This is a genomic window from Paraburkholderia sp. BR14312 (assembly GCF_040948675.1).
In the GTDB taxonomy this organism is placed as follows: domain Bacteria; phylum Pseudomonadota; class Gammaproteobacteria; order Burkholderiales; family Burkholderiaceae; genus Paraburkholderia; species Paraburkholderia nodosa_A.
This window is the reverse complement of record NZ_JBFPKI010000025.1, coordinates 12,370-32,084: the sequence shown is the minus strand read 5'-3', so window position 1 is coordinate 32,084 and position 19,715 is coordinate 12,370. Positions and strand designations below refer to the sequence as shown.

At 57.6% G+C, this 19,715-nt stretch carries 17 protein-coding genes and 4 pseudogenes; 5 read left to right on the top strand and 16 right to left on the bottom strand.

Features of this window, described 5'->3' with window-relative positions; translation table 11 throughout:
• Positions 1-33: 33 nt before the first annotated feature.
• Positions 34-643, top strand: a pseudogene (locus AB3X98_RS39985) (IS110 family transposase); the annotation flags it as partial.
• Positions 644-871: 228 nt separating this feature from the next.
• Here AB3X98_RS39985 and AB3X98_RS39980 read toward each other — a convergent pair.
• The 12 genes from AB3X98_RS39980 to AB3X98_RS39925 form a co-directional block, all read right to left on the bottom strand.
• Positions 872-1,552, bottom strand: coding sequence for an ATP-dependent Clp protease proteolytic subunit (locus tag AB3X98_RS39980; RefSeq protein ID WP_368606450.1), 681 nt, complete (start codon positions 1,550-1,552; stop codon positions 872-874).
• A 398-nt stretch (positions 1,553-1,950) separates the two neighbouring features.
• Positions 1,951-2,937, bottom strand: a complete 987-nt coding sequence (locus AB3X98_RS39975) for an aromatic/alkene monooxygenase hydroxylase subunit beta (RefSeq protein ID WP_368606449.1) — start codon at positions 2,935-2,937, stop codon at positions 1,951-1,953.
• 12 nt (positions 2,938-2,949) lie between these two features.
• Positions 2,950-3,264: an MmoB/DmpM family protein gene (locus tag AB3X98_RS39970; protein ID WP_342925259.1), complete on the bottom strand. Its 315-nt coding sequence runs from the start codon at positions 3,262-3,264 to the stop codon at positions 2,950-2,952.
• A 19-nt stretch (positions 3,265-3,283) separates the two neighbouring features.
• Positions 3,284-3,619 carry a Rieske 2Fe-2S domain-containing protein gene (locus AB3X98_RS39965; RefSeq protein WP_069268304.1) on the bottom strand — a complete coding sequence of 112 codons (336 nt, stop codon included), beginning with the start codon at positions 3,617-3,619 and terminating at the stop codon, positions 3,284-3,286.
• Between the two features lie 7 nt (positions 3,620-3,626).
• Positions 3,627-3,887, bottom strand: a complete 261-nt coding sequence (locus AB3X98_RS39960; RefSeq protein ID WP_368606448.1) for a toluene-4-monooxygenase system B family protein — start codon at positions 3,885-3,887, stop codon at positions 3,627-3,629.
• Positions 3,888-3,911: 24 nt separating this feature from the next.
• Positions 3,912-5,417 (bottom strand): toluene monooxygenase, encoded by a 1,506-nt coding sequence (locus tag AB3X98_RS39955; RefSeq protein ID WP_368606447.1) that lies wholly within the window; start codon positions 5,415-5,417, stop codon positions 3,912-3,914.
• 651 nt (positions 5,418-6,068) lie between these two features.
• Positions 6,069-6,455 (bottom strand): ATP-grasp domain-containing protein, encoded by a 387-nt coding sequence (locus AB3X98_RS39950; protein WP_368606446.1) that lies wholly within the window; start codon positions 6,453-6,455, stop codon positions 6,069-6,071.
• A 29-nt stretch (positions 6,456-6,484) separates the two neighbouring features.
• Positions 6,485-6,745, bottom strand: a complete 261-nt coding sequence (locus AB3X98_RS39945) for a hypothetical protein (protein WP_368606445.1) — start codon at positions 6,743-6,745, stop codon at positions 6,485-6,487.
• A gap of 324 nt (positions 6,746-7,069) precedes the next feature.
• Positions 7,070-7,786 carry a hypothetical protein gene (locus AB3X98_RS39940; protein WP_368606444.1) on the bottom strand — a complete coding sequence of 239 codons (717 nt, stop codon included), beginning with the start codon at positions 7,784-7,786 and terminating at the stop codon, positions 7,070-7,072.
• 158 nt (positions 7,787-7,944) lie between these two features.
• A complete protein-coding gene (locus AB3X98_RS39935; protein WP_368606443.1) occupies positions 7,945-8,145 on the bottom strand; it encodes an EamA family transporter in 201 nt (66 codons plus the stop codon).
• A 22-nt stretch (positions 8,146-8,167) separates the two neighbouring features.
• Positions 8,168-8,362, bottom strand: coding sequence for a hypothetical protein (locus tag AB3X98_RS39930; protein WP_368606442.1), 195 nt, complete (start codon positions 8,360-8,362; stop codon positions 8,168-8,170).
• 19 nt (positions 8,363-8,381) lie between these two features.
• A complete protein-coding gene (locus AB3X98_RS39925) occupies positions 8,382-8,885 on the bottom strand; it encodes a DMT family transporter (protein WP_368606441.1) in 504 nt (167 codons plus the stop codon).
• A 538-nt stretch (positions 8,886-9,423) separates the two neighbouring features.
• Here AB3X98_RS39925 and AB3X98_RS39920 point away from each other — a divergent pair.
• The 3 genes and pseudogenes from AB3X98_RS39920 (at position 9,424) to AB3X98_RS39910 (ending at position 13,552) form a co-directional block, all read left to right on the top strand.
• A complete protein-coding gene (locus AB3X98_RS39920; RefSeq protein ID WP_368606440.1) occupies positions 9,424-10,653 on the top strand; it encodes a transposase in 1,230 nt (409 codons plus the stop codon).
• A gap of 243 nt (positions 10,654-10,896) precedes the next feature.
• Positions 10,897-12,200: pseudogene (locus tag AB3X98_RS39915) on the top strand (IS701 family transposase).
• A 187-nt stretch (positions 12,201-12,387) separates the two neighbouring features.
• Positions 12,388-13,552 (top strand): annotated as a pseudogene (locus AB3X98_RS39910) (IS3 family transposase).
• Positions 13,553-13,600: 48 nt separating this feature from the next.
• Here the strand turns inward: AB3X98_RS39910 and AB3X98_RS39905 are convergent.
• Complete coding sequence (locus AB3X98_RS39905) at positions 13,601-14,044, bottom strand: universal stress protein (RefSeq protein ID WP_368606439.1); 444 nt, start codon at positions 14,042-14,044, stop codon at positions 13,601-13,603.
• 113 nt (positions 14,045-14,157) lie between these two features.
• Here AB3X98_RS39905 and AB3X98_RS39900 point away from each other — a divergent pair.
• Positions 14,158-14,780: pseudogene (locus AB3X98_RS39900) on the top strand (transposase); the annotation flags it as partial.
• A 77-nt stretch (positions 14,781-14,857) separates the two neighbouring features.
• On the opposite strand, the gene AB3X98_RS39895 reads toward AB3X98_RS39900, so the two are convergent.
• From AB3X98_RS39895 to AB3X98_RS39885, 3 genes are all read right to left on the bottom strand, one after another.
• A complete protein-coding gene (locus AB3X98_RS39895; RefSeq protein ID WP_368606438.1) occupies positions 14,858-15,664 on the bottom strand; it encodes a class I SAM-dependent methyltransferase in 807 nt (268 codons plus the stop codon).
• Between the two features lie 751 nt (positions 15,665-16,415).
• Positions 16,416-17,441 (bottom strand): aldo/keto reductase, encoded by a 1,026-nt coding sequence (locus AB3X98_RS39890; RefSeq protein WP_069268311.1) that lies wholly within the window; start codon positions 17,439-17,441, stop codon positions 16,416-16,418.
• A 244-nt stretch (positions 17,442-17,685) separates the two neighbouring features.
• A complete protein-coding gene (locus tag AB3X98_RS39885; RefSeq protein ID WP_368610427.1) occupies positions 17,686-18,945 on the bottom strand; it encodes an acyl-CoA dehydrogenase family protein in 1,260 nt (419 codons plus the stop codon).
• Positions 18,946-19,715: the final 770 nt, after the last annotated feature.

Genomic DNA, 19,715 nt, shown 5'->3' with positions numbered 1-19,715 from the left:
CAAACAGGTACTGTTTCCGGCACGGAAGCTAGCATGCAAGACGATAGCACGTTGTATGTAGGGCGCGACGTTCATAAGGATTCGATCATGGTTGCCTATGCGGTCGGTATGAGCGATGTGGAACTGCTCGGCAAGATCGGCACGTCACAGATGGAAGATGATCGCTTATGCAAACGACTGCAGTTCAAAGCGACGCGCATCCGCATCGTCTGCGAAGCAGTTCCACGCGGCTATGGCCTTTGCCGGCGACTGATGCAGAAGGCCTCGACATGTTGTATGTGCACCATCGCTCATCCCGCGCAAACCAGGCGAGCCCGTCAAGACCGACCGGCGTGACGCCATCAAGCTGGTGCGTTCGCTGCGAGCGGGCGATCTGTCCGCGGTGCATGTGCCATGCGGTGGAAGATGAAGCGTGTCGCGATCTGGCCAGTGCTTGGTCATCGGCGCGAGAAGACCTTAAACAGCTGCGATGCGGGCTGAAATCGTTCCTGCTCCAGCATGGTGTGAACTACATTGGACGTGCGGATTGGGGGCCGAAACACCGACGCCGCTTGAGCAAGCGCAAGTTCGACAGCGGCTGGCGTTCAATGAACACCGCAACACGATCGAGGATCGCCTAGCGCAATGCGAACGGCTGGAAACCGCGTTCCGTGATGGTGGCGATTGTTTCAGTCCGGTCCATCAGCATTTCGCTCTCAAGCGACGCGTCCTACGTGCCCCACTTTATCGCAAACAGCTTGCCGGCGCGCATTTATTCATTGGGGCCACAAGATTGCGGTGCGATCGAGCCGGCATTCGGTCACATGAATGCCGGCGCAAGTTCGATTTGTTTAATGACAAAGCGACCGGAAGCCAGTCCATCCCAGAAAGCTTACTTTGCGCGATCCGTTACATAGTAGGACACCGGTGCATCAATAATCTCATGAGCTATGCCAGTCACCATTCCATTTGCAGAAGCCTCATCTGGACTGAGAACCTTTCTGTTATTTTCACTGTAAATCATTGAATTTATTTCCTTGCCGTTCAGGTTGGTGCAACTTCTGTAGATATCTGAAAGCATTTGCTTGACGGTATCCAAATTTTCCGTGGCAACATTGAGCTGATCCGGCTGAAACCTGTTGCTCAGGTCTATGCTTGGCGGGTGCAGAATAAAGCGTCCCCCAGGAAAGGAGAGGCGATCCTGAGCGCCGCAAAACATCATCGTAGCAGCCGACATCACCGTGGCTAAATTAACTGTTATTACCGGAACCCTCGAACTCTGGATGGCGCGGTAAGTAATATACCCCGCGTCCGTATCTCCACCACCGCTGTCGATGTATAGATAGATCGATTTTAGCTTCGGGTACTTCGCGTTCAACTCGTCCAGCGCCGCTATCAAGTCATTCGCCTTTTGAATTGTAACGGGCCCTGTATAGAATATTTTGCTATTCAATACGTCGTATCTTCGATCCGCTTCCGGGATAACTTTTGAGAGACAAGCATAGGCCGGCACCCCATAAAGAAAAGATAGCAGCAACGTGCCACGAATAATAATTTCACAAAGAACTCTCATATTTTTCCTATTTGGAAAGGAAATACTGATTAATTAGCCCGTCGCTTATGTCGGAGCAGCCGGACGGATCCTATAAACGATAGACATCGACACGCCCAGGGAAACTTGCCGCTTGGCTCGGGCTCACGCCGCAACATCATTCATTCGGAGCAAGGGCTAACCGGGATCACCAAGCCACGACACCGATACATTTGCTCGAAGCGTGCCGCCTCCGTGAGCCCGCTGCCGATGGTCTTGGCTTAGGTAATCGTGCAGATGGGTGCATACAATCGCCGAAGCTGCAAGGATTGTCCTCATGATCTAAAGCTCCGCTCTAGGTGTTGTTACGTTTGACGTTCCCCAAATTGTCGGAGCGGGCGGGCTTCCGACGACACTTCCTTCATTCAAGGCCTATTGACTCACAGTCGGATCGAACGCCGGAATTCGCGCGTGGCTACCTTCGCGCGTGCGCTAGCTCCGCGTGCGTCCGGCAAGACGGCGCACCATGCTGTTATGGCGTCAATGGCAAGCGGCTCCCATTTGTGCACCCACGCACGCAGCACGGCGTGATTGCCTTCCTGTTCGATGGCCATGCGAACGAGCTCCCTGGCCCAACGCCGATGCCGCTCGGTGTCAATGAGCTGCGCATCGGTAAGAAGGCCGAGTAGGGTATCGCCGTTTTGGCGCGCCGTGACGCCGAGGCCGCGCAATACGGTCTCTTCCACTGCCGGGCGTACCACGAGATTTAGCGCGACAAAGCATTCAGCCCAGTCCCACGCGGTGAGTGCTTCTTCAACTAGTTTTCGCCAGCCCTGCCAAGGCGGGTCGAGTTCCCAGCGGCGCCGCTCATCGCTGCCGAAGCCGAGGTCCGCAAAAGTCAGGGACAGTTCTTTGGTGCGATACGCGGTGTGCGTGAGCCAGCGCAGAGAGTCAGCGGTCTGGTATGCGGCACAGTTGGAGATCGTGGAAGCGGGGGCCATCTGGACCAGATACGCCGAGCCCATCTGCAGCGCATGAAACAGGAAGCGAGCGGGGGTATAGACGCGTGCGAGCGAGGCCGCCCATGGCCGGGCGAGTTGGGCGTCGTGACCGCGCGTGGAGAACTGGTCGAGGAGACCATATACGTAAGTTTCCTGACCATCCTGCAGCAGGTTGTACGTGCGATAGACGATCTGGTCTGGATCACGAAATGCGTTCCAGTCGGGATGTCGCAGCGGCGAGGCGTTGCGGTTGCGCTTGAACCATTGCGCCATTTCGAAGTTAGGGTCCAGTTCGAAGGGGGCGTCGGGGTTGTCGGTGGTATAGTGCAAGTTCGTCGAGACGATCTCATACTCGCTTGGCTTGCGCCGCCGCGCGGCTAGATGGCTCCATGTTTTCAGCGGCTTGAGGACTTCGGGCTCAGTCATGCTCGTCTCCGGTTAAAGCGTTTTCTCGTAGTAAAATCGCACGTAGCATTCGGTTGTTTCGATGCGGCCTGAAAACGAGCTGAGGCTGACTTCCAGCTCGCACATCATGAACGGTCGGCCAAGCGTTTCCTCAAGCGTGGAGCGGCGGAGGATCAGTTCGCCATCCGTATCGATGCGCACATACGCGAATTTGTCGTCCACGCGGATCGTCTTGCCGGGGTTGTCTTCGTGCGCGGCTTCGATGACGCCCGCCGTAATGCTGCCCGCACGAAGCACGGGACCCACGCGGTTGTTGCGGTAAGCCAAGGCGGTGGTTTCGATGGTCATGATCGGTTCTCTGTGACGTTCAGGAATGGGCAAAGAGGGTTTCAACGCTGCCCACCGCAACGAGAACGTCTTCGCCCTCGATCTTTGCGGGGTATTCGCGAAGCCGGGAGTCGCCAGGATTGATTCCTTTGCCGGTATTCACGTCGAAGGTCCATTGATGCGCGCGGCACATCAGCACGCGGCCGTCGAACTTTCCTTCCCCGAGCGGAATCGCCTGATGCGGACAAGCGCCCCGAAAGGCGTGCGGCTCGCCGCCTTCTGAGTTCACCACCACAATCACGCGGCCATCCACCTCCGCTTCGATCATCTCGCCTGCCCAAAGGTCGTCGAGCGTGCAGACTTTCTGGTACTTCATTTCGACCTCATTCGTCGCAAAAGATGAATTCGAGCGTTTCCATCGGCTTGATATCCGTCTCGCCGAGCTTTGCGTCGCGCGCGTACAACTGCCCGGCGCCCTGGCGCCGCACGCGCACAACCTTGTCAGGCCGTGGGATGACGCGTCGGCCCACGGAATGGAACGCGGCGGCGGCCGCAACTTCATCCATCGTGTTGCCGGTATCCACCGGCAACAGCTGCAATACGAAGTCGTATTGAAAATTTGAGATCACATGGAAGAGTGCCATGTCGTCCTCGTTTGCGTGGCAGCCTCAGGCGGCTTGTTTTGTTGTCACGGGTCCTCGGTACGATTCGACCCATGCATACTGGTGCGCGTCGTCGCCCATTTCGCCCGGCGCGAGCCCCATGTAGTTCAACGCGCCCAACAGGTCGGGTGGCTGGATATGACCGGCGAGGAGGCGATCGACGAGCGTGAGGTGATCGCGGTAACGAACCGGGTCCTGCTGGAAGACCCAGCGGTCGATTTCCGAATTGAAGTGATACCTGCGGCCGTTATGGTCTAGAGGGTAGTCCTTCACGTTCCAGCCATCGCCCGGAATGGCGCAAATGGGCAACTGGCTCATGTTGCAGAGGACAGGCAGCGTTTCGGGCATCGTAAGTTCCCGGCGGCCGAGGAGCAGGTTTTCGATAATGACGTCCCATACCTTGCCGAACGAGTTGTTCCAGCCGGGATATTTTTCTTCCAGCCAGTCGCGGCATTCGGGCGTCACGCCAGCTGCGGGGTCCCACCAAACCGTGGGACGCCAAAACCAGATGCCTAGCTGATAGGCGTGGTGCTGGTAATCGAATTCATTGATCAACTGGTCCCAGTACCAGGGCAAATCGAGGCCGAGATCGATGAGTGTCCGCTCAAACTGACTGACGATCCACTCGCGCGCGAATTCCTTGAACGACTGGTTGCGGTGCTCGATCGGCGTGGCGTAGTCCATCGACGATCCCGTGAGCAGACAGAACAGGCGCCATGTCCGTGCGATTGCGACATCCACGAGCTTCTGGGCCTTCGTCTTACGGCCGTTTGCAATCAGAATGTGCAGCGCCGGGCCGCCGATTTGCGCATGTCGCGATTCGTCCGTTTGAATGCTGGAGATCAGGCTTGCGAAAGTGAAATCGCCGACGTTGACTGCGTCGGCTGCCAGACCGAGGAACTGTACATTGGTGAAGCCCGTTTCGAGCGCGAAGGTGAGCATAACCGCGATCTCGATCGCGCTGCGGGACATAAAAAGGTCGTCAAATGTGTTGCGGGCGGCAATTGCACCCCACTGGTTCGTGTGACAGGCCTTGTGCGCCCAGTCAAACTGCCTGTCTTTTGCACAGTAGTCGTGAGGGAAGTAGAGCTGCAACTGCCCGTGACGGTTTTCGTCGAGCATGCCGAAGGTGGCCATGTTGCGCATCCCTGGTGCACGGCCGAAGCGAACCATGCGTGCTTCGGCGCTCATTGCCGCATACTCGCCGAGTGCAATGGCGCCGTAATGGGCCTTAAGGATGGAAAGCCAGCCTGGATCGGTATCCTCGAAGCTGCGGCAGCAATTCAGGGCTGCCTTCACAGCATAGGCACCAGCGTCTTTTTCGCGCTGGATACGGACGTACTCGGGATACGACGTCTTGTACGGCTCGTCGTAGCTCTCCCATTGGACCATCGGAATACCTTGTGCGCCAGACATGATGTCGGGAAAGAGATCCGAATCCGACACGTAGGACGGGGTCCAATTGTTGGCGCGGGCGATGTCGTACCAGTCGACGCGTTCCAATAACGCCATGGTCAAGTCTCCTTCGTAAGTCGCGATTTGGTTTGCCGGAGCACTATTGCATCCGCCGGGCGGGTTACCTCAGAGCAAAATCGGTGCCAATGTGCCGACCTGATTGCATCGGCGAGGAAGAAGTCCCGGGAAAGGGAGATCGAAGATATACGCGCCCGTTGCCGGGGGGGCGATCCGAATGCGCTAGTTTCCACGGGCGAGGAGTTAGAAAACCAGCAACGCGGGCAAGCGCGAAAGCTGCCGCGTGACACAAGGCCGGTACCCGGTCTTTTTTCGCAGGACCGAATCCACTCGGCATTAACTGAGAGTGCGTCCCGGGTCCTTCTCGTCGAGGGATTGTTCTGTCTGCCGGCATAACCACAGACCCAAGCCCCCGATCCTTGATTCCGAATGAGTTAGCGCGTCTGCCGCGACCTGAATGCACTAGGCGGGAATGTCTGGATTGTTATATAGATAACGCGCAATGTGGCACTTCTTCGACAAAAACTCGGACAACGTTAAAGCGAACTGTCGCGGTCAACTGATTCCGGGGAAGAAGGGTCTTTCGGTGACGGTGTTGCCTTGTAGGCGGTGGGCAACAGGCGAGCCAGCGTGGAGTGCAAGCACTGGAATGTTCGAGAAGACGAATACTGGTAGCTATTGCGCCGGGCCTCATTGTGGTTTCTGAGCTGCAATGCGGAGCTCTGACATGGGGAGGCGTTCAGCGACTACAGGCAGCCGTGTATCCAATAAGAACATCGGCAGTACTGGTCTGCGCGTAGCGTTGACAGTAATCGAGATTGACTTCGCTAGCTCAACGAGCCGATAGATCCGGTCGCCACCGAGCCGCACGGCGATTTCGATCAGCGTGGGACCGTCGCGCGTCATGCGCACTTCCGCATGAAACACGCCCAGCGTCAAGCCGATCTGTCTCGCCACCGTTTCGACATACGCGCTCAGCCGAGCTGGGTCGCGCTCGTCGAGCGCAGCGTCGACCACATGTCCCATCTCGACGAAGTACGGCTCGGGCCCGAGGATCTTTTCGGTAACGGCAAGCACGCGCGGACCGAGTGGACCGACGTAGCCTTCTACGCTGTACTCGGGGCCGTCGAGATACTTTCAAGCATCATCGCTTGACCGACTTCGCGGCCCATGTCCGGCACAGATCGATTCGCAACGCTGCGGATTATCGCGTGCAACTGCGCGAGGGAATCGACGCGGCGCACCAGTAGGCTGCCGCAACCATCGACCGCCTTCACTATGGCAGGAAATCCGACGTGCGCCGCCGCGCGGGCGACGTCGCCACGCTTCGCGATCGACGCGAAACGCGGGACGGCGAGCCTGGACATGCTAAGTCGCCGACGGCAACGGTATTTGTCGCGTTGTGAGCGCGGCCGCTTCGGGCGCTAGATGAGGTAAGCCCAATTGTGCGGCCGTCTGCGCGACGATGTCGACCGCGTACTCAAAGCCGGCAACGAGCGCGTCGATGCCTCCGACTGTCCGCACCGCCGCAGCGACGTCATCAGCCGAGCCAGTGTCGACACTCGTCAGCGACGCGACGGTCCGTAGGTGCGTTGGCGGCACGATGCGAGTATCTGCGCAGAACGCGTGTACCGGATGCCCGAGCCGCTGCGCTGCAGCGACCGGCGCGGTGCCCGATGAGACGGGCTCTACTACGACAGTAGCCATGATGCGCTCCTCATGCGACGACCACCTCCGACTGGCGCCCGGTTTCTGCCTTCAGTTCGTCGAAGTAATCGCCGACCAAGCAAGTTGCGCAGATGCATTTCGGCCTTGTCGATGCCACCCCATCCGTCGATCGCCCGCTGGAGGGAGGCGCACATCAGACCGTCGCGGTCGCGCGGTTCGTCGTATTGGATATGGCCAAGTGAACCCTTAACGGTGTGGTGGCCGAAGGCTCGACCCGCAGCCTCGGTGATCGTCTTATTGTAGCGGCCCGAATACCATTCGACGAACCAGTTCCACACCATCGTCGGCAACGGGCCATCGCGTTCGATGCTGAGATACAAGTAATTGATCAGCTTGCTGGTCGAGTGGAGCGGCTGAATGGTGTCAATCTGTTCGGCGGTGAGGCCAAATTTTTTGATGTCGCGCAGAAAGAGTCCTTCGTGGCCGTATTGCTCGGCGAGGTATTGCGAGAGGATCTGCGCGAGTTGATTGTCCTTGAAGCCAATCTTGCAGAACGCGAATGCATCGATTTCATTGTTCAGGCGGATGCGCAGCACTGTCTCGACGAGATGCCGCCGATAGTATTCGCGGTCGATCCGTTCGCCGCGGTGAAACGCGGCGGTGTCGGGCGAGGCGGAAAAGAGCGCCTGCATTTCACAGTCTGCAACCGGTTCGAAACGGGCACGATCTTGGTGGGCCATTTTCAGTCTCCAGTAAAACTACATGAAGGGAAACAGCATCGCGAGCGCGACACATACAACGACGAAGCGAATCATCCCTAGTTAGTGTCTCGGCAACATTCGAAGACTTGGAAGAAAATGCAGTGCGAGACGACGATCCAATTGCCGGCAACACCGGCCTATTTTTGGCGACAGCAGGCTATACTGGCGCAGACCACGAGCAACGTGCCGATGCTTTGCAAGCCCGTCATAGGCTGACCGAGGACGATAAAACCGATTGCGGCGGCAATGGCGGGTTCGACGCTCATCAGAATGCCGAACGCGGACGCCGTCATGCGCCGCAGCGCGAACATTTCGAGTACGTAGGGCAGGAGCGACACGAGTACCGCGAGATTTGCGGCGTCAATCAGTTGAGCGGCGGGGCAGATGGCCACCGCTTTGCGCAAGACCAAACGGCGTGGTGACAAGGGCCGCGACGATCAGCGACATTGAGAGCCCCTGTAGGCCATCGAACAGCGTGCCGACTCGTTTCATCATCACGATGTAGGTTGCGCAGCCCCAATCGGAAAGACCAGCGCGGCGAGCGAGGTGGTCCATATGCCGCCCTGCCGCGCAATCAGGACGACGCCGACCATCGCCACCATGGGCCACACCACACTAGCATCTGGAATTTGCGGATGCCGGCCATCGCGACGAAGAGGGCGCCAATGAAGCTGATGGCGACTCCGAGACCAAGGGGCACGCGTTGCACGGCTTCGAAGTGGCACAGCATCATGCCGGCCATGGCGCTACCGAGAACGAGAGCGGCGATCCAGCGCTGTCGGGAGTAAGCATGGAGCGGCGGTCGCATCGCGATCGCGAGTACCAATCCCGCGAAACAAAGACGCAGCCAAGTCGTGCTGAGCGTACCGTATCGGATCATCACGGGTCGCGACAATGCAGCACCAAGCTGCACGCTGCTGCACATCGATGCGATAGCCATGGCAGGCGCGAGCACGCTGGAAAAACGTTGCGAAGACGGCTCAGAACCAAGGGCGTTAGCATCAAACGCATCGCCGTTAACTGGCTCAAGCCCCGTGTCGATACGATTCGCTTGGACGGCATCTAAATCTTCGCTCATACTCGGCTCCGTGGCAACGACGGGAGAATCCTAACAGCGCAGATCCGCTTCGTATGAGCCATTAATATTTTTGAGCGCATCAATCATATCGATGATTCGCGATCCAGAAAAAAGCTTGTTCTGCAGGTAAATGGTTTTGTCGCGGTAAGATCGGAGCGCTAGAATGCACGTCTTGTGAAGTGACGGAACCGACCGCACGCTTCTCGGCAGGAGTGGGCTTGCGCGGGAGCGCCCGGTAACAAATCGACACAAACCCAACCGACGCAGCGACTCTTTGGAAAGGCATCCCGCGCATCAGTGAGGTGTATTTCAACAGCCTGCTAGATACTATGGAAGGGCCGCGGAAGTAAGCCTCCTGGAGTAAAACGAGGATTCCGACACCCGTTTTCCGAGGTGGTACGCAAATGAATGCGCCTCGCACGGCCCTTCATGGGCAGGATACAACCATCACCGGATCGCTGTACGTCGCCTTTGAACTGGGTGACAAGAACTGGAAGCTCTCGCTGGGCGATGGAGTGCACTCCCGAGCCGCTGCACAGTGGCCGCTGGCGATACGGCCGCGGTCTTTACGGCGATTTCAAAAGCCAAAGCGCGCTGTCATCTGACCATCGATGCCCCGGTGCGCAGCTGTTATGAAGCCGGGCGTGACGGCTTCTGGCTTCGCCGCTGCCTGGAAGCACATCAGATCACGAACCTGGTGGTGGATTCAGCCAGTATCGAAGTGAACCGGCGCAGACGTCGCGTCAAGACCGACCGTCTCGACAGCGACAAGCTTCTGTCGATGCTGATGCGTTACTACGGTGGTGAGCGCCGGGTTTGGGCGGTCGCACGTATGCCCACCCCCGAACAGGAAGATGAGCGGCGGGTACACCGTGAACTCGCTCGCCTGAGGCAGGAGCGCACTGCCCATAGCAACCGCATCCGCTCGCTGCTGTACTCCTGCGGCCCGAGCGAATCGGTGGCCGCGCGTGGGCGCACTGGTGGACGCAGCACACTGCACAGCTGTTGCCTGCCCTGCGCTCCGAGATCGAACGCGAATTCGAACGGCTGTTGCTCGCTGCCAGGCCAGATCAGGGCGCTCGAGGTACAGCAGCAGCGCGAGGTGCGCAGCGGTGCGCAAGCCGCGATTGCGCGGCTCGCGCTCCTTGCGGGTATCGGCACCGGCAGTGCCTGGGTCCTGATCAGGGAACTGTTTGGTTGGCGGCAGTTTCACAACCGCCGTGAAGTGGCCGGCTGCCTGGGCTTAGCCCCGACGCCCTATGCCAGCGGCACCATTGAAGTTGAGCAGGGCATCAGCAAGATCGGCAACAAGCGAGCGCGATGGCTGATGGTGGAACTGGTTGCGCTTCCAGCCCAGCAGCCAGCTAAGCGATTGGTTCAACGAGCGCTTTGCAGGCGGCGACAAGCGTATGCGACGCATCGGCATTGTGGCAATTGCCAGACGTCTGGCGGTCGCGCTATGGCGCTATCTGGAATTCGGCGAGATTCCCCTCGGGGCAACCCTCAAGCCCCCTGCGAAGAAGGTGACAGCGACCTGAGTAGCCAACGTCGAGCGGCAGCAGCGTTTGAAGGTTCGGCCCGCCCGGACAGTAAGCGGGTCACCTTCGCAGGTAACCGTAGTTCTAGATGGGGCGCGTCCATAAGGGGCGGTTCCAGCGCCTTGCGCATGCGGTATGTGGTGCCCGGTCTCGTGCCGGCACGGATAGAAGTTGGTCCGGTCAAGTGTCCGGACTTCAGACCCCCCGACCTCACTACTGTTCTCGCTTGATATGGAGGATTGCAAAACATCTGATCGAGCAGGTTGTCCACGGCCAGCGTCGTGGTCGTAACAGACGACCACGACGGCCGGCCGTGGATAACCACCTGTCGCGCTCGGGAGATAACTGACGGGAAAACGGATCGCGAAAGGGCTTGACTTCCATTGCACCATAGAAGTCTTACTGTGTCACAAAATCTGTTTGCAGCAAAGCGATACCTGATCGTATTGAATACTATAGACTTCGGGCGATCGATGAGAGAAGATGTCGACGAATTTGAGACATATCCGAATCATCTTGGGCAGGCGTTAGGGCATGCCGGCCTCAGCGGCAACTGTTCGGGCCTGGTTTTGCCCCTGTCGCGCAAGAGTGTCGAGCCAATGGCCGCGCACATTGACCCACTTCACGCGAGTGCGAAGCACCAGTCTCTCCACCACTTTGTAGCCAGGGTAGACTGGTCTGACCGTGCGGTCTTGCAGCGGGTACGAGAATGGGTGATGCCTGCGTTAGACGCACACGCAGCCGAAGAGAACGGTTATTACTGGATTATTGACGACACCGGTTTTCCAAAGAAGGGACGTCATTCGGTCGAGGTGGCACGTCAGTACTGCGGGCAGCTCGGAAAGCAGGACAACTGTCCGGTCGCCGTGAGCCTGTCGATCGCGACGCAACGCGGCAGTCTGCCGATTGCCTGGCAGCTGTATGTCCCCAAGGAATGGATTGACGACCGTGAACGAGCGCGTTATGCCGGCACTCCCGACGATCTCACCTTCGAGACGAAGCCACAGATTGCGCTGGCCCAACTTCGAGAGGCTATAGCATCCGGCATTGCACCGGGCATTGTGCTCGCAGATGCCGGGTACGGCGATAAAACCGCTTTTCGGGAAAGCATAACTGAACTGGGTTTGTTGTATGCGGTAGGGATCCGGCCTGGCACTTCAGTGTGGGCGCCCGGTATGGAGCCGCTTCCGCCCAAGCCCTGGAGCGGGCGCGGCAAGCCGCCGACATTGTTGCGCCGTGCGCCCGGCCACGAGCCGGTCGCCGTGAAGGAGCTGGACATGCAATTACCCGTGAACGCCTGGCAATCCGTAACCTGGCGGGAAGGCAGCAACGCAGCACTATCCTCACGCTTTGCCGCTGTACGGGTTCGTCCCGCACATCGCGACTATTGGCGAAGCGCCGTCCGCGACGAAGAATGGCTGCTCATCGAATGGCCCGATGGCAAAACGGAGCCGCTCAAATACTTTCTCGCTACCGCCCCCGGGGAAGCGACACTTGAGCAGCTTGTGTTCGTGACCAAGATGCGCTGGCGCGTCGAGCGCGACTATCAGGACCTGAAACAGGAATTTGGGCTCGGTCATTATGAAGGGAGGGGCTGGCGTGGCTTTCACCACCACGCCACACTGAGTATCGCCTCGTATGGGTTTCTGATGGCTCAGCGACTCCGAATGCGACCAGATGGACGCGATAAAAAAACTTCCTTGAACGCGCGCTGCCTGCCCTTCCTCCGGATTACATCCCACGGGGCAGTCCAGCGCGCTCAACGCCACATTCCTGATTCCATCACTACGTTGCGCATCCTGCTTGGACAAAGACTCATGCAACGATGGCTCTCTTCCTGCGCGGCAATAGAGCGCGCAACTAATTATGTGACACAGTAAGACATAAGGATAATTGAGCTTCCCCAGAATTTTCGCCTTCCAGTAGGTCATGTGTAAACTCGACCCGAAGGAAGGAAAGAATCGATGTTCAAGGTACCAAAGCAGGCATACACCGCTGAGTTCAGGACGCTCGCGGTAAAGCGAGTGAAGGACGGGCAAAGCGCGCGGGATGTTGCTCGTGAACTGGGGATTTCCCACCAGTCGCTGCGCAACTGGGTCAAGGCCGATGAGGCCGGCACGCTCAATGTCCCGGGGACAAAGGCTGCCACGCCGGAACAGATGGAGCTCTCACGCCTGCGGGCTGAGAACAAGCGTCTGCAGATGGAACTTGAAATCGGAAAAAAGCGGCGGCGTTGTTCGTGAAGGACCTACTGTGAAGTATGCCCGGATTGATTCGCATCGCCGGCACTATCCGCTGTCGGCGCTGTGCGGGTCCTGTCGGTATCGGACCTGGATGCGCGGCGGCACGCCCGGGCGCGAGCGTCTCACACAGGCCAAGTTGCTCGCCCTGATCCAGTCTATCCACGCCGAGGTCAAGAACGCCTATGGCTCGCCACGGATGACCGAGGAAGTTTGCGCACGCGGCTTTCCGGCCAGCAAGGAGCGGGTCGAGCGGCTCATGCGCGAGAACGGCATGCGGGCTCGGCACAAGCGACGTTACCCTGTCACGACGAACGCGAAGCACAAGCTCCCGGTCGCAGGAAAATCTGCTGGGGCGCGATTTTCACGTGGACAGCGCCGAATCAGGTCTATACATCGGACATCACGTACATCTGGACCGATGAGGGCTGGCTGTATCTTGCGATCGTGCTGGACCTGTTTAAGCGGGAAGTTGTCAGCTGACGATCAAGCCGCGCATGACGGCTGACATCGTGACGGACGCGCTGACAATGGCATGGTTCCGACGCCAGCCCGAGCCCGGCGCGCTGCACCATTCGGACAGGGGTAGCGAATATGCCAGCGACGACTTCCAGCGCAAGCTGGCGCAATACGGTATGTGCTGCTCGATGAGCCGCAAGGGAAACTGTTGGGACACGCCCCGACGGAGAGCTTCTTCAACAGCCTGAAGAACGAACGGGGGCATGCTACGCGATACCGTACCCATCAGGAAGCGATGGTGGACCTGTTCGGATACATTGAAGTGTTTTATAACCGCGGTCGTCCTCATTCGTCGCTCGGCTTTGTATCGCCGGTTCAGTTGCTGCAAGACTGCATCAAAGCTCAGCAGGCCAAGGATGTGGCCGCGTAACCAGAAAACTCTGGAATGCGAAAAACCGAGGGAACCTCAATGCTGGCGTCAGATTTGAGAGACAATAACAACCATTCGGCCAACCAAACGCTCGATCAAATCGAATTGCCAAGGGCGGCCACGCCATAGCCTCGAAATTCCTTGACGATGGCGAAATCCCGCCACGATCAAACCAGCATTCAATCGCTCCGCGTAGTGCACGACACTGTCGACCACTGTACCGTGAGAAAGGTAGCCGCTCGCCCTAATGCCTTCGCTTTTCAGACGACAAAGCGCGTTGTTCAGCAACTGTGATGTATTGCTTACATATGTTGAATAAGCAAGGTCGGTCACGATCCCAGCTGTCGATATGAGTGCAGTGGAAATGTCGGCAACAGCAAGCACATGGAGTTCACCCGCTCCTTGCCAGCGCAGCTCGGGAATACGATTCAGAGCTTGCTGGCTTTCTTCCGATCCGTCGTAATAAACAAGGATGCTTTGATAGTCAGACACTAGGAGTCCGTTAGACTTGTGAAGTTGATAATTCGCGAATCAATCGTATTACTTCGTCGAAATCCGGCGTCCGATGCTATGGGAGAGGGCCGCGGCAGTAGGCCAGACTGGGGAAACTAACCCCCAATGACTTTCCGCCTTGGGAGACGGTCTACCAGTAGACGCAGCGCTGGTTCCAGGCAGGCTGTTTCAAATAAATGGTAAGTGTCTGCGGTTGATTATCTGCGTGACGCACGATCGCCGGGGTCAGTGGGGGCATTCTCGATGGACGCGCTCTGCAGTCGAAGTGGTAGCGTGGTCCACGCGCAGGCTATGACGGGTAGTAAGCTCATATACCCTGCCCGTGCGTACATTTGGGCAACCACTGGGCGCGCATGTCACGCCGCCCAGTGAACAGGAGCGTGCATAGATCGGGGAACTGGCGCGACAGGTCGAGCAGGCTACGGGGGAGACAGTGAGAATCGCGTTCGCTGACCAAGGCTACACCGGCGAAGAGCCCACAGAAGCCGCTCGCGATGAAGGCATCGAGCTTCGCGTGGTCAGGTTGCCGGAGGCAAATGAAGGCTTTGTACTGTTGCGGCGTCGTTGGGTGGGGGAGCGCAGTTTCGGCTGGCTCAACCGCCTCAGACGACTGGCCGGAAACTACTAGGGTTTGCCCAAAACCTTGGCTGGTTTGCATTTCGTCGTGTTCTCCCTGCTTATTCTCTTCCACTGCGCAGCCCTTAACAGAGCTGCAAAGCGCCTTCTAAGCTGGCTGTTGGGTGATCTGCTGGAACACCTTTCAGCAAGCCAAACAATTTTATGAAGCCGTCTCTAAGCCTTTGAACAATTCCGTGCCAGAACGCTGTGCATCCTCGCCCAAGTCATTGTTGTCTCAGAATTCGCCACGTGTACTAGTTTCTCATGAAGTTCAGAAGCTGACGAAGGATCGATTATTCCGTTTTTGATCATCTGCGGCACGAGGTCACTCAAGCTCATCGCGTAAAGCAACCTATCTTGGGCTGAATTGAGTAACGGGTGATATAAGCGGTAATGTTCAATTGTCAAACCGAGATTCCTGATAACACTCTCCATACGGAAGGCGATATTGTAATCACGGCCGTTCACGATAAAACAAGATCTTAAGATTCTTATAAATTCATCGATTGCTTCAGACGGTGGAAAAGAGAATGAGCCGTCATGAATCACCGGCTCTTCGCACAGCAAATGGCCATCTGGGCGGAGCGCATTCACCATTTCACGAATCGCGTGATCAGCATCCGCCACATGATGGAGCACCATCCGACAATAGACTAAGTCATATGAATTATCCAAATGATCTAGGCAATTAACGTCACCTTCGAAAAAGCGAACATTCTTGAAACCATTTTCTCTTACCAATTCGCGGGACGCATCTAGTTGCGCCGGACTGTTATCTATAGCCGTCACCGTTCCTTGATGTCCAACCGCGCGCGCCAGATTCAGTGTCATTGCGCCACTACCGCAGCCAACTTCAAGGATCTTCCTTCCGCGAAGCGTGCCGGCTCTGCTTATAAGGTCGACACTGGACTGTTCGTATAACCGGCTTTGGATGCCGAGTCTTAGCCTGGCACTGTCATCCGTTTTTATGATGTAACCCATATTGCCTCATTGAGAATTCTTCATTTCGATTGAGTGACGCGGCTTTTGCAACCGTTATGTTCTCGTCTTGGCCCCTGGTGATGTGCCCTCGGGTTTTCGCCTTCCAGGGGCCGTCTTGCGAAAGACGACGCGGGTGCTGCGGATGCGATATTTGCGCCGATTGCAGCGGCCCTGTCCGCAGACTCTGGTCCGTTGGTGGCGGTTGGCACGGACCTTGATGGGGCATCAGTCAAAGGGCCGTTGTCTAGCTGAAAACGGTGGTCCCGATACGAAAGGGCGCTACCTTTTATCGCCTCCATTAGAATCTCGCTTGCTTTGAAGTAACGTTCTGGCACCGCGTCCACATCTATCCCGAAGTAACCTAGCTTGATCGGAAGAGAGCCGAGCCTGTGCTGTTTCGAACCCACCACCGTTCAGGTGATAAAGCATGCAGATTCTTCAAGCGCAAGTAGCGGATGACGAAGGCTATAAGCAGCATGACTAGAGGGCCGAGACGAAGTTACGCGGCGCGCTGTGCGACGCTCGACAGGAACGGCGTCGTCAATGAGCCGTAAAATGGTGCTCCGCCAGAGGGTAGGCGTAAAAGCCTCGCTGTTGACAGGCTTCGGCTAGCCCGAGGCGGTCCACGTATTGTTGTCCAATTGCGCAAATCGTCGTCGTCCAAGATGCCGAAGGCCCGCTTAGGCGGTAAAGCGTTTCTCATTCAACTCTCTCCAACTTATATCCGGATACCGGCCTAGATTGAGGTGAATCAGGGTTTGCGGGTGCGATTACCGTTTTGGTCGTCGCGCTCCAGCCCATAGACATCCCCCTCAAGCTCCGTCGCTTCTGCCAGAACTCCGGTGATAAGGTCCATATCCTTGGCGGTCAAGGTGAGACCTGAGATGGCGACGTTCGAGGCTAGATGAGTGCGGTCGCGCGCGCCGATGATGACGGCCGCCACCCCCGGTCGGTCGAGCATCGCAGCGCTGGCGACTGTGGCGATGTCGGATCCGTGCCGGTCCGCGATCTGGCGGAGCATTGTCAGAAGGGCCTGGAATAGATCCCAACCGCCGATGTCGTCGATAATCCGCTTATATTTGACCAGCGAACGGTTCTCCAGCTCCCATGTCGGTTCCGGTGCGCCGAACCATCTGTCGGCGAGGAAGCCGCCAGCCACGGTTCCATAGCACAGAAGGGGGATACCGTACTCGACTGCCGCCGCAGCCATCCGCCGCTCTGGACGTCCGTCGAGCAGCGAATACTGCACCTGCATGCAGGTAAACGGCACTCCTGCGTTCACGATCTCCAGCATATGGTAAGTGTCGAAATTGGTGCCGCCGATCTTATCAATCTTGCCGGCGCGGCGAAGATCATCGAGCCACAGCGCCACCTCGATCCAACGTGGCTCTCGGTATTCCCACCAGTGGAGTTGTACGAGGTCGAGCCGCTCCTGGTTGAGGCGTTGCAGTGACTGGTCGATCACCCTCTCGACATAAGACTTGCTGATGCGCCGTAGTATGTCTAAATGCGGCACAAATTTGGTATGGACTTTGATTCGGGCGAGGGCCTCTTCCCCTCGCAGATCGCGATAGCGCCTTCTAAAATGTCCGATCAGTTCTTCGACCCCGGTATAGATGTCGGCACAGTCGAAGGTGGTTATTCCGGCATCCGCGAAGGCCACCAGGTCCGCCACGGGATCTTCGCTTCGGGGCGTGCAGTGGCCACTCGCGAGTTGCCAGCCTCCGTGGATCACTCGTGAAATCTCGTAGTTTGGGGCGAGCTGGATACTCTGCATCTTAGTTGCGCCTTATAACGGTCATCATGGTGCGGCCCCGGTGTGCTTGCGAGGGGTTGAACTGGCATTGCCAACGCCGATCGGATAACTAACCATATAGGAGGAAAGCCGACCGATCGGGAGGTTGGCGCGCTTGGAATTCGCTGAGTATGGCCATGCGGAAGGCTGATACGCAGGCCTGCCACTCCTAAAGCCTCCTGCCGTTCCCCGATCCGTTCTATGGCCATTTGTCCGACCTTGACGTTCATACGACCCGCTCCAGCATCATCCGACCAGCTTCCGCGTAGTGCCGCTGGTGGACCATGGCGTGTTGCGCAGCCGCCTGCAGATCGCGCAGCCGCCGCTGAAGTGGTGAAGATTCATACACTGCGACACCGCCGGCCAGGGTAAAGCAGGCATGCGCTGCGCGGGCACAGATCGTCGCAATCCAGATTCCAGTCTGTATGCCCTCGCTGTACAGCGCTTGGCCATTCAGCGTGCCGGCCAAGGCGTGCCGCCAGTGACTCTCCGCCTGAACCTGCATGGCCGCCCGCGCCGCACGCACATCTGCCTCAATTCGGCCCAGCTCGCCCAAGACCATCTCCGAGTCGCGCATAGGAGCCGGCGCTCGAAGTTGTTGCCTGCCGCTTTGGGCGAGCTCGGCAACATCCGACAACGCGCCCTCCGCGATGCCTATGCAGACCGCGCCAATAAGCACCGACTGGAGGTGCCGCCAAGCTTGATAAAGCGGTCCCGGTTCGCATGATGCGCCAGCCGGAAAGTCGAAAAAATTGGCCTCCGACGCGAGTACGTTCTGTAGGGCTATGTGGTGACTGCCGGTACCTCTGAGGCCGGAGGCGTGCCAAGTGTCTTCAATATGCCAAGCCGAGGCCGGCAAGGCGACACCCCGGACCAAGGCTGGCCCGGCATCCCCTGCCGGGCCAAGGAGTGGCTTTCCTCCTTCCGACATGACACACAGACCCGCCATCCAGTCGGCGTTGCGGCAACAACTGGCGAACGGCCAACGGCCGCTGATCTGCCACCCACCTGGCACTTTCTCGGCGGTGCCTCCAGGCATGGATACGCTAGCTATGATGATGTCCGACTTCTCCTGATACATCAGATCGTAAGTCTGTCTCGGCAATCGAGGGCTCATAATTGCCGATGAAATGCCGATCATCGCGGTCCAGCCGACTGACCCGTCGAGCCGAGCCAACGCGCTGATCACTTCCATTCCCCAAGGCAAATCTAACTCTAATCCTCCACGGCTGCGTGGCACGAACACGCGGAACACCCCGATCGATCGCAATTTCTCGATAAGGTCGGACGGCATGCATCGTCCGGCTTCGATTTCGGTTACGCGCGCGAGCATGTCCGGGGCAAGATCGCGAATCGCGTCGAGGATCCGACCGGCTGCAACTGACGAGATCTCCAGGCCCTCGTCGTCAGAGGGGGCTTGAATTTCAGCTTGATGCCCCTTTGGCACCGGGCGATCTGACTCGTGTAGAGCATTACTTTGCTTCATTAGTTTCAGCATGTGTCTGATTAATTAAATGAGCGAGCATGCCTTCACCTATGACAGGTTCAGTGCGGCGGTGGTTAGTTGTTGCGCCTTACGTCATGATTGACCAGCATTACGCGGTTCTCGTGCTAATCGCCTACCCGGCTGCAGTCTATATGCTATTGGTTCTGTGACGGGCAGCGTGCGTTCATTTCTGTGGTTTATGTTGCAAGCATCAATTGTGGCTGTAGGCGGGGGATTGGTGAGCCGGACCATGGGTTTTCCTCCTGTGCGCTTAGCGTGGTTGGAATGCAAGACCCGCGCAAATAGGCACTCGCGGTTCGGCCTCGGGTTGACAAATCTATTGTTCGTCGACGGATCTAATACTTTATACACACTTTCAGAAGTGTGCCTCGCGTTCAGTAGAGACGCAAGGCAATTAATATCAAAAGAATTGAAATGTCGTTCAGTTATAGTAATGTCGCAATCATTGCATCGCCGAGAGATGACCGCTCAGATATTCCAGTTGACGGTTTCGCGTTCACCGCGCGTGACAATCGTCTTATCCACATGGCGTTGAACTGTATGCTTGCATGCTGGAAGTCGATCGGTGCGGCGCCGTCAAAACCCGGCGCGAGCGATGCTAACCCGCGTTTTGATTCTTAACGGCAGGCCAGCCACACCTCAGCAGAAAGCATGCTGCCAAGGAGTAAATGCAGCGAAAAAAGGCGCGTCATGCGGGTGGGCATGACGCGAAGGGAATAACCGCCGATGTCGACCCAACTGCGTTAATG

Coding starts and splice junctions, on each gene's coding strand:
- AB3X98_RS39975 (WP_368606449.1), bottom strand. CDS start 2,937: ATGACTGAGCCCGAAGTCCTCAAGCCGCTGAAAACATGGAGCCATCTA.
- AB3X98_RS39955 (WP_368606447.1), bottom strand. CDS start 5,417: ATGGCGTTATTGGAACGCGTCGACTGGTACGACATCGCCCGCGCCAAC.
- AB3X98_RS39945 (WP_368606445.1), bottom strand. CDS start 6,745: ATGTCCAGGCTCGCCGTCCCGCGTTTCGCGTCGATCGCGAAGCGTGGC.
- AB3X98_RS39960 (WP_368606448.1), bottom strand. CDS start 3,887: ATGGCACTCTTCCATGTGATCTCAAATTTTCAATACGACTTCGTATTG.
- AB3X98_RS39895 (WP_368606438.1), bottom strand. CDS start 15,664: ATGGGTTACATCATAAAAACGGATGACAGTGCCAGGCTAAGACTCGGC.
- AB3X98_RS39885 (WP_368610427.1), bottom strand. CDS start 18,945: ATGAAGCAAAGTAATGCTCTACACGAGTCAGATCGCCCGGTGCCAAAG.
- AB3X98_RS39890 (WP_069268311.1), bottom strand. CDS start 17,441: ATGCAGAGTATCCAGCTCGCCCCAAACTACGAGATTTCACGAGTGATC.
- AB3X98_RS39925 (WP_368606441.1), bottom strand. CDS start 8,885: ATGAGCGAAGATTTAGATGCCGTCCAAGCGAATCGTATCGACACGGGG.
- AB3X98_RS39980 (WP_368606450.1), bottom strand. CDS start 1,552: ATGAGAGTTCTTTGTGAAATTATTATTCGTGGCACGTTGCTGCTATCT.
- AB3X98_RS39930 (WP_368606442.1), bottom strand. CDS start 8,362: ATGGACCACCTCGCTCGCCGCGCTGGTCTTTCCGATTGGGGCTGCGCA.
- AB3X98_RS39965 (WP_069268304.1), bottom strand. CDS start 3,619: ATGAAGTACCAGAAAGTCTGCACGCTCGACGACCTTTGGGCAGGCGAG.
- AB3X98_RS39940 (WP_368606444.1), bottom strand. CDS start 7,786: ATGGCCCACCAAGATCGTGCCCGTTTCGAACCGGTTGCAGACTGTGAA.
- AB3X98_RS39970 (WP_342925259.1), bottom strand. CDS start 3,264: ATGACCATCGAAACCACCGCCTTGGCTTACCGCAACAACCGCGTGGGT.